10 protein-coding genes and 2 tRNA genes are annotated in these 13,051 nt (G+C 56.4%); 7 read left to right on the forward strand and 5 right to left on the reverse strand.

Annotated elements, in window-relative coordinates; genetic code table 11:
• Positions 1-209: 209 nt before the first annotated feature.
• The gene (locus BA177_RS18705) at positions 210-356 is read right to left on the reverse strand and encodes a hypothetical protein (protein WP_156762902.1); all 147 of its coding nucleotides are present in this window, start codon (positions 354-356) and stop codon (positions 210-212) included.
• Positions 357-455: 99 nt separating this feature from the next.
• Here BA177_RS18705 and BA177_RS17615 point away from each other — a divergent pair, with 99 nt between their 5' ends.
• From BA177_RS17615 to BA177_RS17630, 4 genes are all read left to right on the forward strand, one after another.
• Complete coding sequence (locus tag BA177_RS17615; RefSeq protein ID WP_156762903.1) at positions 456-2,756, forward strand: hypothetical protein; 2,301 nt, start codon at positions 456-458, stop codon at positions 2,754-2,756.
• Between the two features lie 668 nt (positions 2,757-3,424).
• The gene (locus BA177_RS17620; protein WP_068618410.1) at positions 3,425-4,906 is read left to right on the forward strand and encodes a serine hydrolase domain-containing protein; all 1,482 of its coding nucleotides are present in this window, start codon (positions 3,425-3,427) and stop codon (positions 4,904-4,906) included.
• A gap of 373 nt (positions 4,907-5,279) precedes the next feature.
• Positions 5,280-5,651, forward strand: coding sequence for an acyl-CoA thioesterase (locus BA177_RS17625; RefSeq protein ID WP_068619623.1), 372 nt, complete (start codon positions 5,280-5,282; stop codon positions 5,649-5,651).
• Between the two features lie 349 nt (positions 5,652-6,000).
• On the forward strand, positions 6,001-7,299 hold the full coding sequence (locus tag BA177_RS17630; RefSeq protein ID WP_068618412.1) for a pyridoxal phosphate-dependent aminotransferase: 1,299 nt from the start codon (positions 6,001-6,003) through the stop codon (positions 7,297-7,299).
• Positions 7,300-7,381: 82 nt separating this feature from the next.
• Here the strand turns inward: BA177_RS17630 and BA177_RS17635 are convergent, their stop codons facing one another.
• On the reverse strand, positions 7,382-8,188 hold the full coding sequence (locus BA177_RS17635) for a thioredoxin family protein (protein WP_082990237.1): 807 nt from the start codon (positions 8,186-8,188) through the stop codon (positions 7,382-7,384).
• A 306-nt stretch (positions 8,189-8,494) separates the two neighbouring features.
• Here BA177_RS17635 and BA177_RS17645 point away from each other — a divergent pair, with 306 nt between their 5' ends.
• Positions 8,495-9,298, forward strand: coding sequence for a DUF2797 domain-containing protein (locus tag BA177_RS17645; protein WP_068619626.1), 804 nt, complete (start codon positions 8,495-8,497; stop codon positions 9,296-9,298).
• A gap of 114 nt (positions 9,299-9,412) precedes the next feature.
• Here BA177_RS17645 and BA177_RS17650 read toward each other — a convergent pair whose 3' ends face one another.
• From BA177_RS17650 to BA177_RS17660, 3 genes are all read right to left on the reverse strand, one after another.
• A complete protein-coding gene (locus tag BA177_RS17650) occupies positions 9,413-10,942 on the reverse strand; it encodes a leucyl aminopeptidase (RefSeq protein ID WP_197493228.1) in 1,530 nt (509 codons plus the stop codon).
• Positions 10,943-11,346: 404 nt separating this feature from the next.
• A tRNA-Phe gene (locus tag BA177_RS18710) sits at positions 11,347-11,496 on the reverse strand.
• A 33-nt stretch (positions 11,497-11,529) separates the two neighbouring features.
• Positions 11,530-11,605 (reverse strand) — tRNA-Phe (locus BA177_RS17660).
• Positions 11,606-11,772: 167 nt separating this feature from the next.
• Between BA177_RS17660 and BA177_RS17665 the strand changes: the two genes are divergently transcribed.
• Together BA177_RS17665 and BA177_RS17670 are read left to right on the forward strand one after the other, a co-directional pair.
• On the forward strand, positions 11,773-12,309 hold the full coding sequence (locus BA177_RS17665; RefSeq protein ID WP_068618419.1) for an RNA polymerase sigma factor: 537 nt from the start codon (positions 11,773-11,775) through the stop codon (positions 12,307-12,309).
• The gene (locus BA177_RS17670; RefSeq protein ID WP_068618422.1) at positions 12,306-13,040 is read left to right on the forward strand and encodes a hypothetical protein; all 735 of its coding nucleotides are present in this window, start codon (positions 12,306-12,308) and stop codon (positions 13,038-13,040) included. The genes BA177_RS17665 and BA177_RS17670 overlap by 4 nt, the downstream gene beginning before the upstream one ends.
• Positions 13,041-13,051: the final 11 nt, after the last annotated feature.

Consider the following 13,051-nt stretch of genomic DNA (forward strand, 5'->3'; position numbering starts at 1 on the left):
ATTCGAACGTCTCGCGCCTGACAACCACCAAAGGCAGGATGCGAAGATCCCAGCTCATTGACGCAGGGACACGCTGCTCGCGATGCAAAGAGGTTCAAAACAGCGGCGCGTAATGTCCGGAAGCACAGCAAGGTGGTCATCGCTCGCCCGTCCGCATTGACCTTGTGCTGATAAAAGCCGGGGCCAGCGCGACATCCCACAAACCCGCCTCAGAACATTTTCAAAACCCAGCGGTTTTCCGCGCTACCCAGCGCGGTGGAAAGCTGCCAGCCATTTCCGAACAGCAACGCCGCTTTTGCGCCTTTGAAGATAGGACCACTATTTTCAAGGCGATCGTCATGAAACCCATCGATCACACCGCTCCTCCTTCCCACGTCCGTCGGCTGCTGTTTGGGCTGGCCCTCTTTATGCTGGGGGCCTGCGGCGGTGGGGGCGGAAGCAGCGGTGGTGGCACGATGCCCCCACCACCCCCGCCGCCGGTTATTGAGCCAAGTGATGACGTGTTCGTCGGGGTGCTCAGCGGGATGCCGAGTGTATTGAGTGTGCTCGACAACGACCGTACAGGTGAGCAACTGGTCTCTGTATCGCGCAGCCGGGTCGGCAGCGAGATCGCCATCGACGGCACTACCATCCTCTACACATCACCCAGTGACTTTGTGGGCGAAGACAGTTTCTTTTACATCACCGAGAATTCAAACAGCGAACAGACCCGCTCGGAAGTGGAACTGCGGGTGGATCAGGTTTCCAGGCCGAATGATCCGGCGGCTGCGCCGGTGCCGTTGGCCGCAATGACGGCAGACGGCCCGTATGCCGTGGAGTATGAACTCTATGGCGGCATCGACCTGATCACTCACACCACAACCATTCAGGAAGCTGATTTCGGCCAGCTCATACGGGTCGACGGTATACCCTCGCCCACCCGGATTGAGGGCGCTAAACAGGGCCACCGGGTGTCGGCGCGTTTACGCGCGGGCGTGCGCTACCTGATCAGCTTTGAATACTCCATGGACCGCGAGAGCGATGTAATTCCGCCGTTGATCTGGTCGGAGTACCCGCAATCCGTCGTGACCGATTCCTACTCGGTCCCGCTGTACGACGATCTGTGCATCTACTACGAGGACTGGGTCTGGGGCAATTTCTGGGCATGCCATACCAATCAAACCGGAGTGGAACGTTTGGTGGGACATGTGTTCGAGCCGAAAGTCACTGACGAGTACAACTTCTACTTGTGGAGCGAAGTCTATGTGCTCGACGACAAGCTCGTCGTTCTGTGTGAGAACCTGCCGAGCTTTGGCTGCGGTTACAACCTGATGATCGAGGAGCTCGACGACAACACAAGCACGCGACAAGACGCCTCCATCGCTATTGGCGGCTCGGCTGTCCATGGCAGCATCGAGACCACCGCCGATTCCGACTGGTTCACGATGAATGCCTATGCGACGGAAACAACGGTCATTAATGTCTATCCCGAACCGGACGCCAAAGGCGAACAGCTGGACGACTTTCTCGTGCAGCTGTGGGTCGACGGCCAGATCGTGGCCTACACCGCGCCGACAGGTGGGGTTGCCACGCTTGAACATGTTGCTACCGGTGACCATTCGCTGCGGGTCGGCATCGAATCGTCAGGTGGACAGATTGGCGGTTACCGGATTGAGTCGGCAGGCGGCGATGTGCCCAGCGACACCAGCACATTTGCGGGCATGGAAGTGGGTGAGGTTGTTGACGGCCAGATCAATAACGGCCGTGACGCTGGTGACTGGTTCAAAGTGTACCTGACGGCAAACGTGCCTTACGAAGCCTCCATCACCACTTCGATCGCCGATATTGAGAATGCGTTCATCGGTCTTCGCGATGTACGCGGCGATGCGGTATGGACCTCCAGACAAAACGACGATCTGGTCTGTAACCCAGGCTGCGAGCACACGCACCGGGTGTCGTTTTCGCTGGTGCGGTCGGGTTACTACTTCCTGACGGCCGCGGCACCGGAACCCCAGCAGAGTGGCCACTATCAGTTGGCTCTCGTGGAGCGTCAAGCTACAGCGCCTGATGATGATCTTGCCGGAGATACAACGACCATTGGACGTGCAGAATCGATGGTCCCCTCTCACGGCGTGCTGGAAAGCGCCGGTGATGTTGATTGGTTCCGTTTCATATCGGCGTTCGGCGGCGAACAACGCGCGTTCTTCGTCGATGGCGCTTACGTACTGAACGGGCTGTTCGAGTATCCGACGGTTGCGATTGTTGATGACAACGGCAATGTCGTGGCAACAGGCGAGGTATGGACGGATGGCGTGCAACGAGTGGCCATGACGACCGCGCAAAGTGGCAACTACTACCTGACAGTCAGCACCAATAGTACGAATGCTCTGCCCTACACCGTGCACAACAGTGTTGGCGACCCGGCCGGCAACAGAGACTCGTGGGCCTACATTGGATTTTGTGCCGAGGTACACCAGTCGATCAGCCGGACTGCGGATCTGGACTGGTACAACATCGAACTGCTGGAGGACCGGTCCTACGCGTTCGAAATTGCCGGCGAAGAGCAAGGCTACACCGCAGCAACAAGGCCCAGAGTTTCGCTGTACACGGAAACGGGCGATTTCGTCGATAGTGTTACCTCTGTGGATGCCAGCGCGACGCTCGCCATAGACATCACAACGTCAGGACGCTACTTCCTGGAGGTGAATAATGATTCGGGACGAATTGGCGGATACCGGCTATTGGCGACCGATGTGTCGGCGGGTAGCTGTGAGTAACAAGGGTCGAACCGATTTTTCGTTTCGCTCGCCTTGGCCTGACGCACGTTCCTGCCTCTACGGCTCGGCTCAGAATTGGTGCCACCTGCTCATGACAGTAATCGCCGCCGATTGCAGCACATTCACTTGTCGGCTTGCTTGTAACAGTGCTCACACAGTGAGCCTGGTCGACGGTAGTAATCGTCATAATTCCTGCATCACACGAGACGACGGCTCCAGACGCACTGGAGACAGTTCAGGATGCACATGCTTGCTGGGCGAGACAGAGGCGTGGCGCAATCTGGTGTGTACCGCTACGAGCTAAGGCCGAAATCAAGCTGAGCGCCGAGTAAATCGGCTCGACCCCTTGTTCGCTTATTCGCAATCTGTTGCCTTTTTATGCGACCCGACACCAGTTGCGCGTCTAGTTGCACATGTTCGCGTGTACGCCACGTTCAGAGCTGCAGATCGACTCTATACTCAAGCGCGAGCTGACAGGACCGTCGACATCTCCGCAGATTTTTTAAGCCAGGATTTCGATATCGTCCGGCACTCGATTTTCATCGGTGACCATTGCATGGACGCGACCGCAACCAGTTAGCGAAGAATTCGTTAGCCGGTACTGCGTGTCGTAACATGATTGGCCAACTAAACACGGACCCGCTAAAAAAAATTACAGGGAGAAAACAATGCTGCGATTCGCACGGCCCATCTCTTTCTTGGCCATAGCCTTTCTGTTCGGCCTGACTGCATGTCAACCTGGAGATGCGACGAGTGTTCCGGTCGCTTCAGACAGTCAACCTGCCTCCGCACCGAAACGGCCAACAACAGCTGGCGTCGACGACATATTTGCCGATATCGCGGCAGACGCTCCCGGTGCATCCGTCATAGTAATGAAAGACGGTGAGATCGTGCATCGCGCTGATTACGGCCTTGCCAACCTCGACTACGGTATACCGATCAACAGCAACACCGTATTTGACATTGCATCGATCTCGAAACAGTTTGGCGGCATGGCGGCCTTGTTGCTCGAGGCCGACGGCGCACTCGATCTCGACGCGGATGTCAGAGACTACGTGCCCGAACTCCCGGATTTCGGCTATACGATCACTGCTCGCCACCTGTTACACCACACCAGCGGTATCCGCGACTGGCCGCACGTCATGATGTTGGCCGGCGTTGAGTATGGCGATGTCATCTCCTACGAGAAAATTCTGCGCATGCTGTTTCAGCAGGAAGCGATTAATTTCCCGCCCGGCTCGGAATACGCCTATTCAAATACTGGCTACAACTTGCTCTCTCTGATCATCGAACGAACGTCAGGCATGACGTTTCGTGAATTTACCAACGAAAGAATTTTCAAACCACTCGGAATGACCAGTACGCACTTTTCCGACAACTCCAATGAAGTCATTGCGAACCGCGCTGAGTCTTACCAGCCAGTGGAGTCCGGCGCGCCCAGTGGACAGTATCAGCGTGCTGTGAACCAGTTGACGGCATTGGCATCGAGCTCCCTGCACACAACGATCGACGACTTCGGCCTCTGGATGAAGAATTTTGAGAGCGCTCAGCTTGGCGGACAGGCGATCGTCGAGCGCATGACCGAACAGGGTGTCTTGACCAACGGCGAGACCATAGCCTACGCCAACGGCCTCGCGGTCGGCGAATACCGGGACTTGGTTACTCACGGTCACGGCGGTTCCTGGGCAGGTTTTCGAACCAACTATCTGCGCTTTCCGGACCACGGTATTTCAATTGCAGTGTTCTGCAACTTCGCTGATTGTGATCCCGCCCGCCGTGTACGGAAGGTATCAGAAGTCTTTCTCGGCAATCTGATGGGCCCGCCGCCGCCCGAACAAGAAGCCGAACCTGAGAAAATTCATCCGATCCTGTCGGAAGCTGAGCTCACGGCATTCAACGGCAGCTACCGTAGCGCGGAGCTGGATTCCACCTACCGGGTTTTCGTAAGGGACGGCCAGTTGATCGCCGAACACTGGCGCAACGCACCGGCCGTGCTCACACCGGTCGCCGAAGATCTGTTTGAAGGGGACCAAAACTGGTTTCCCGAAGTGCGATTCCGGCGCGATGACAACGGCCATGTAACCGCCTTGCTGGTTGCTGGATCGCGTGTTCGTGATTTGGTATTCGAGCGAATGGCGGCCGATCAATAATAAGGCAGTGGTGAGGACATGCACCGTGGCGATGCACCAGACATCATTCAATGCATCACGTTGGTTCGTTAACCCCTGTGAAAGGGGTCGCTCTCAATTGCAGAAGCGAGCATTTTCGCCACCTGCGACGATATCGCGGAATTGGCATGATGGTTGCAACCTTATTCGTAAGCGCGTCTCGGTGCTTTCGAAAGATCCGAAATGACTGCGCCTCTGGACTTCGGGTTCCAACCCCCCCGGAAGCCGGCTCCAGGAGCAACGGCAGAGTAGGTAGCGCTATAGGGAGCGGCATTGTGCCGCTCCCTTCTTTGCCATAATTGTTGGGATGATCCGAACTGGCTTTTCCGATAGGACAATCAAGATGCAGGACCGAATAAAGTTTTACGGACGTCGTATGGTGCGGCCCGAACACCTAAACAGCGTCAATCGATTGTTCGGCGGAACATTGTTGAGTTGGGTGGATGAAGAAGCGTACATATTCGCGAAATGCCAACTGCGAACACCACACCTCGTTACGCGACACTTTTCCGAAGTGAATTTCGTTTCCGCCGCCGTTCAGGATGACATCGTTGAATTCGGCCTGAGTGTGAAAAAGTTTGGAAAGACCTCCATAACGATCACCTGCCAGGTTCGCAATAAAGATAGCAAGAAGGTACTTATCGATATCAAGAAGCTCGTCTTTGTAGCGGTTGACCGGCTTGGCCAGCCCGTTCCGCATGGCTTGGGCCTGGAAGCGGTGAGCTAAGGAGCGACTGCGGCGATAGCAAAAGCGGCCAAACCGGTATTTTCTGCTCCCTGAAATAGTCGTCGCCGACAGCTGGGCTTATACTTGCAGGCTTGCCTGTAACGTCGCTAACACAGTGTGCCTGTTCAACGGTAGAGGCCGTTTCGATGGTATACGTACTGTCCGTCACATTGCCCGCATCACACGAGCAACGACTCTGGTCGCAATGGGAATGTGCCACATTCACATGCTTGGCAATTGAAACATAAGCATGGAACAATCGGCCGTGCTGCTTTTCGTGCCCTACCCAGAATCAAACGTAGTATCGAGTAAATCGGTTAGACCCCTTTTTCAGTCTTTGGCGACGATCATGCTTAAAAACCTGAATATAAATATTTCCGGACTGAAGCCTTCAGCGACACTCGCCATCAACGAGAAAAGCCTGCAGATGCTGCGCGAAGGCAAGGAAATTTATCGGCTTGGCTTGGGACAGTCGCCTTTTCCTGTGCCGGAATCGGTAGTCAATACCCTCCGGTCGCACGCCAGTGAAAAAGACTATTTGCCGGTCTCGGGCTTACCGGCATTGCGGACCGCTGTCGCAGGCCACCTTAATCGCGGACGTGGAACTTCCTTCAAAGCCGACAACGTACTGATTGGCCCAGGCTCAAAAGAATTGCTCTTTATTCTGCAGATGGCATTTAGCGGCGAGTTGCTTTTGCCTGCGCCCAGCTGGGTGTCCTATGCGCCGCAGGCCGAGCTGCTCGGCCTTGAGGTTACCTGGCTACCGACGAGTTTGGACGACGGCTGGCGCTTGCAGCCCGAAATACTTGATGACTATTGTGAACGCAATGGCAGACACCCCCGATTATTGATACTGAATTACCCGAATAATCCGACAGGTACGTCTTACTCCGATGAATGGTTGGCCGAAATTGCCGTTGTCGCGGGGAAACATGAGTTGCTCGTGATCGCCGATGAAATTTACTGGGAACTATCTTTTGGCGACAACCCTGGTTCCCTTGTCCGGCATTACCCGGAAGGAACCATTCTCAGCACGGGCTTGAGCAAATGGTGTGGCGCGGGTGGCTGGCGACTGGGCGCGTTCGCGTTTTCCGATGAATTGGCGACATTGCGCAACGCCATGGCAACAATCGCCAGTGAAACCTACAGTGCCGTAAGTGCGCCGGTGCAATATGCTGCCGTAACGGCATTTGCCGGTAATGCTGAGCTGGATGATTACCTGCATCACTCACGACGCGTTATGCAGTTCATATTGAGTGCATTTGAAAACGCGTTACGGGATGTTGGAATCCAATGTTCGCCAGCGGAAGGAGGGTTTTACCTCATGCCCGACTTCTCCAACTTTCGGATTGAGCTGAAAAAGCAAGGAATAGCAGACGGAAAAATGTTGGCGAACCGGATTCTGCAGGACACCGGCGTCGCCAGTTTGCCCGGCAGCGATTTCGGGCTGCCGGATGATGCCCTGATTTTGCGTTTTGCTTTGGTGGATTTTGATGGCGGCGCTGCACTAACGGCCAGCGGATTTAAAAGCAAAGCACAAACATTAGACGCAAGCTTTATGCCGACCCACGCTCCCGCAATGAACAAAGCCTTGTCAGCGTTGTTGCACTGGATCTCCGGTATAGGCAGAGCACATCAGCAAGAATAGATAGAGTCGGACCGGTTTGTTCTGCACCGGCGCGGTGCTATACCCACATACAAGCTGCGAGTCGATTAAACAGGTCCGTCGTCTACCCTTCCCATGACAGCGGCGCGAAACGGGGGAATACGAGTTGAACGTTATCTTCGCCCGCAGCCACACGCCGGCGCGCCTCAGTTCTTAGCTCTTGAACCGCAGTCGGAATAGCGTTTCGAAACTTGCTTAGCTCGTCCCAGCTGGCGCTGAATTTCTCAGGTCGGTTACCGGCCTCGGTCGCTGCAAGTAAAGGGCCAACGACGGCGTAGCCGGCCACCACGCGGTCCGCCAATTGCCGCTCGAATGCGTCGATTTCCTGATCCAATCGGCGAAGCTCGGCGGACTCCACGACAGGTTCGGCAGGCCGATCTTCGTTTGACCATTTTTGGAAGTAATCGACGGACGCCGACATACCAATGTTGTAAGCATTACCCCACTGGTGCCGATCCGCTTCATTGATTACCTGCCCGCTCGAGGGATCAATAATGAGTACTGTTGGCGTTGCGTAGTAGTGCGGGACACCAAATCGCTGCATGACATCCCTGCCCTGCTCGTAGAAGCCGACGCTCACGAATACCAGCTCGTAATTTTCCTGAACAAGGTCTGCCAACGGCGACTGACCCAGACGGGAGGCGAGTGCGCGCGAATCGTGACACCAGTTGGCACCCGCGACGACCAGCAATGGTCGATCACGTTCTTTTGCTCGATCGAGCGCCAGTTCAACGTCGACAAGGGGAGTCGCGGATTCTACGTAACGGCGCCCGTCAGGGTCCGTTTCAGCGGCCAAAGCGCGACCGGCAGCCAAGACCAGGCAAAGCCCCAGCGAGATAGTGCATAGAAAATTGGCGTAGCGGATTGGCATGGACGTGCTGCTCCTCGTGACTACGATTGAGTTCACGGCAATACGGACTACGTTAATGAGCCACTGCGCTTTGTGCAAGCTTCGGTTCTTATCGACCAAGGGAGCGTGCCGCGAACCGTATGATGCCGGGTTCGGCGTTGAGGTGTGGGTGAAAACCGAAAGAGAGAGCCGTTTGAACCACCAACGCGCGAATTATCCCGCACGACTATTGACCCGGATCGACTCCATATTCTTGTGGCTGCGGCAGCTCGCTACAATGCATTACAATCACGCCTGATCCAACCCATGAACATGCAGGCCATCTCTATGAATTCCGAAGCACAGGTTTCCGGCAACCTGCGAAAAATGCGGACCCGACTTGAGGGTGGCGCGCAATACACGCTGGAGTTGGATGGTAAGTCGATCGATATGAACGCGAAGATCGGCAAATCGATCACCTTGAGTTTTGACGGCACCATCAACTGCATTGCCTGCGGCCAACTGACGAAAAAGTCTTTCGGGCAGGGTTTCTGCTACCCGTGCTTTCGAAACTCTCCGGAGGCCAGCGAATGCATCATCCGTCCGGAGCTGTGCCGGGCACACGAAGGCGAGGCGCGAGACATGGCATGGGCCGAAAAACATTGCCTGGTCGAGCAGATTGTCTATCTCGCCAGAAGCTCCGCGGTCAAGGTGGGCATCACGCGGGCCTCGCAAATACCCACTCGCTGGATCGATCAGGGCGCAAGTGACGCGATCGTGTTCGCCCGCGTGCCAAATCGCTACACGGCTGGCCTGGTTGAAGTCGCCATGAAAGAACACCTTACCGATCGGACAAACTGGCAACGCATGTTGAAGAATGAGGTGATCAATGCGGACCTCGCCGCCACGAAAGCATCGTTGACTGGCACGCTCGACGCCGACCTGCGGCGATTTGTCGATACGGATGACACCGTCTGCTCCATCGACTATCCGGTTGATCGGTACCCGGAGAAAGTAAAGAGTGTTGGCTTTGACAAGCAGGCGGAGATCGAGGGTTGCCTCGCCGGAATCAAGGGTCAGTACCTGATATTCGACGACAACCGCGTGCTAAACATCCGCAAGCACAACGGCTACCGCATCACCATGAGCTAGAGAAAAACGGGGTCGAACCGCGACCAGTCCAGCAGTCGCGGCTCCAAGCTCAATTCGTCCCATTTTCGACGAATCGATTTGACCCCGTATTCTTATTGCGATTTTGAATAATGCCTACCGTTGATGATGCCGACGCAAATACTCATCAAGCGCACGCACGCTCCAGCCTGAATACCCCTTCGGTACGGTCGGCCGGGCTTCCTCCAGCAGGTCTACACCGGCGATATCGAAGTGAGCCCAGGCCTGATCCTCGGCAACGAACGAACCGATAAATGCCGCGCCGACACTGGCACCGGGATTGCCCGCACCGCTGTTCTTGATGTCGGCGTACTCGGATTTGATTTGCTTGAAGTGCGAGTCATCCAGCGGCAAACGCCAAATCGCCTCGTTTGCAACGTTGGATGCTTCGGTGAGTTGTTCTATCAAGTCATCGTGACGACCGAAGACTGCGGCGTAATCATCACCCAATGCCCGGCCTGCCGACCCGGTTAACGTTGCGACGTCAATCAACACGCTGGGCTTGTAAGTGACCTGGCCGTAATGCACGGCATCGGCAAGTACCAGCCGCCCTTCGGCGTCGGTAGAAATGATCTCGATCGTAATGCCGGACATCGACGTCAGGATATCGCCAGGCCGGGTTGCCGTGCCCGAGGGCATATTTTCGGCAAGCGCAGCCAGTGCAACAACATTGACCGGTGCGCCACGACGCGCTGCGGCCAGCACGGTACCCGTCACAACGCCTGCGCCGCCGAGATCGCCTTTCATGGCCCACATGCCGTCATTGCCCTTGAGCGAGATACCGCCGGTGTCGAAGGTAATTCCTTTGCCGGCGAGCACAACCGGTGGGCTGTCACCCCCAGCCATGTATTCAATGATTAATAGCCGGGGCGGGCGTGAGGAGCCCTTGCCAACGCCCCAATGCGCGCCCATGCCAAGCCGCTGCAGATCTTTCTCGTCCAACACTTTGATTTTGACGTTGTCGAGCCCTTTGAACAGCTCCTTTGCCCTGTCAACGAACACCTGTGGATAAACAACGTTGGCGGGCTCCGAGGGCATGTTCCGCGCGAAGAAAACACCGGCGGCAAGATGCTTAAGGTCCCCCTCGAAGGTCGCCTGTGAGTTGTCGTTACTCAGGAGGCGTACAACCGGGCGCGTGTCCGGATCAATCTTGTCGGACTGGTACTTATCGAAACGGTAGCTGCGGAGCAAATAACCGAAGGCGACACGCGCTGCGGTAGCGTCCCGATCGGCGCTGGCAACATCCCAGAGAATCTGCACGCTGCCGCCTTTTGTTTCCGCCAGCAACGATGCGGCCGTACCACCAAAATTCTCAGCAGCGGCGCGGCTAACGGTTTCTGTCCCCAGACCGATCAGATCTATGCGCGAATAAGGCGCGACACCGTAGAGTGTCACCGTTGCATTCGCTTCGCCTAGAAACGACGCTTCCGCCGCCGCAACCGCGAGTGCACCATTGGTTCGTTGGTCGATCGTTGCGGCAATGCCGCTTAGTGACTCACCTTCAACCACGGGCACGACTATGCGTCCGTCTGCCGGAATATTTAACGACGCAAAATCAAATTGCTCATCAGCGTGAGATAAAGGGGCTAGTGCAAGAAAGGCAAGTAGTGCAGCAATCGTTTTCAAACTTATTTCTCCAGAAATGCCCCGTCGACGAATAGGCAGATTCGTTTCGACGGGCCTTGAACAAGAAACTTCTTCGTCAACGATAGCTGCGTATAGTTCAATCTTCCATACTTCTTGAAAAAGACTGGCATGCAATCCATAGCAACGACACCCAAGGCACCGGGATTGCCAGATTCGATCGCGCCATGCCTGTCTTGCCGGCGGGCATCGCGGGAATAACTCAAGAGGTGGTCAGAGGCGAAATGGATTCGCTTCGTTCGCCGTTCGGGCGCGGTGAGTCTGTCTCGCCTGCGCCGCCCTGCTGAATCTCCGACACGCGGACTCACAGTCTGCAGCTCTACCCTGCCGCTGCGCGCCACGACTACCTGGACCTTGGCTTCACTGCAAAACGCAAATAGGCCTGGTGGTGGCCAGGGGCGGAATGGACTCGCTGCGCTCGCCCTGCGGGCGCACTTCGTGCGTCTGTAGGCGCTGGGCGCCTCGGTTGAACCACCGACACGCGGATTTTCAATCCGCTGCTCTACCCTGCTGCTGCGCGGCCCCGCTACCTGGCCCGTGCCTTCGTTTCAGAACGCAAAAAGGCCTGGTGGTGGCCAGGGGCGGAATCGAACCACCGACACGCGGATTTTCAATCCGCTGCTCTACCAACTGAGCTACCTGGCCCCCACTAGGCCTTTTTGCTTTGCGAGGTTTCGATCCGGGGCCGGATCGAGCGGGGTATTAGACCTATGTTGCTGATTGCAGTCAAGAATAGCGCCTGAATTCCTCCATTCCGGGCACAACGGGTGATAATTGCTAACAAAATCAGTCACCCGGACATCCAAGTAACAATGGCAGCGGTACTGAAGCGCGGCAATAAGCCGACGCAGGCGGAGTTTCATGCGGCGATTTCGAGTCGATCGGATCGCTGGTTCGCCGCGTGCCTGCGGATTACCCGCAGTCGCGAGCTGGCCGAAGACGCGGTGCAGGACGCATTGCTGTCCGCGTGGAACAAACGCGAGCAGTTCCAGCAGGGCGCGCAGCTTTCTACCTGGATACACCGCATCGCCATCAACTCGGCGCTGCAGCTTATCCGCAAGCAACGGCCGGGACGTTTCACGGCACTGGATATGGATATCGAGAGTGAGGAGGAATCGCCTGAAGAATCCAAAGCCAATATCGAACTTGCGAAGACTCTGACCGAGGCCTGTGCGCACCTGAGTGAGATCGAGCGGGTCTGCTTCCTGTTGAAGCACATGGAAGAGTGGCGCTTGAAAGAGATCGCGGAATCGCTCGAGACCAACGAGGGCACCGTCAAGCAGGCCATCTTCCGGGCAGTAAAAAAACTTCGGGTCCGCTTGGGCGGGCTGGAGAGGAACGCATCATGAAAGACGAACAGCTGATTCTCTATTACTACGCCGACGGGCTGAGCCGCGCCGAGCGGCTGGCGGTCGAGGCGGCACTTGCTGCCGATCCGGCGTTGCGCGAACGCTACGAGGCCTTGCAGCGCGAACTGAACGACGTGACCGAAGAAGTGATCGAGAAACCACCCGAATACATGGTCGCTCGCTGGCACGACAGTATTGATCGCGCCGCAGCGGCGGAGCGCCACCGTGTACCTGCAAGAACCAGCGGCTTCCACCTGCCCTCTTTCGCCTGGGGGACCGCGCTGGCCGCCACGCTCGTCGTCGGCATTGCTATTGGCATCTACTTCAGCAGCACGCCGATGAACGACGACTTCGTCGAGCCCGGCCCAACCGTTGCCAATCTTGTCGGGAACACCAGCGCAGGCAACGCGTTCACCCGCGGTTTACAGGAACATTTCCAGCAAAGCCGCCAGGACATCAACGGCCTGCCCGCTGATTCGAGCGCCGAGCGTGAGCTGCTGATCATGCACATCATTCAGCAAAACCGCCTGTTCGCGCGCGCCGCGAAAGAGAATGACTCACCCGAACTTGCCCGCGTGCTGCGGGCCTTCGAACCCATTCTCGCCCGTCTCTCGGCCGATGACTTGTCACCAGCCGAAGCTGCCCGGTTGCAGGCAAAACTCAGCTTCGAACTGAACGTGATGCTAACCAAAATGAATCAAGCGCCGTCCAATAGTTCCGAGTCCATCTAGTTTTCAGGAAG

It is taken from the genome of Woeseia oceani (genome assembly GCF_001677435.1).
GTDB classification, from domain to species: Bacteria; Pseudomonadota; Gammaproteobacteria; order Steroidobacterales; family Woeseiaceae; genus Woeseia; species Woeseia oceani.

Excerpts from the sequence above, each read along its gene's own strand:
- BA177_RS17615 (WP_156762903.1), top strand. The coding sequence starts at position 456 with ATGCCCCCACCACCCCCGCCGCCGGTTATTGAGCCAAGTGATGACGTG.
- BA177_RS17620 (WP_068618410.1), top strand. The coding sequence starts at position 3,425 with ATGCTGCGATTCGCACGGCCCATCTCTTTCTTGGCCATAGCCTTTCTG.
- BA177_RS17630 (WP_068618412.1), top strand. The coding sequence starts at position 6,001 with ATGCTTAAAAACCTGAATATAAATATTTCCGGACTGAAGCCTTCAGCG.
- BA177_RS17635 (WP_082990237.1), bottom strand. The coding sequence starts at position 8,188 with ATGCCAATCCGCTACGCCAATTTTCTATGCACTATCTCGCTGGGGCTT.
- BA177_RS17645 (WP_068619626.1), top strand. The coding sequence starts at position 8,495 with ATGAATTCCGAAGCACAGGTTTCCGGCAACCTGCGAAAAATGCGGACC.
- BA177_RS17665 (WP_068618419.1), top strand. The coding sequence starts at position 11,773 with ATGGCAGCGGTACTGAAGCGCGGCAATAAGCCGACGCAGGCGGAGTTT.
- BA177_RS17670 (WP_068618422.1), top strand. The coding sequence starts at position 12,306 with ATGAAAGACGAACAGCTGATTCTCTATTACTACGCCGACGGGCTGAGC.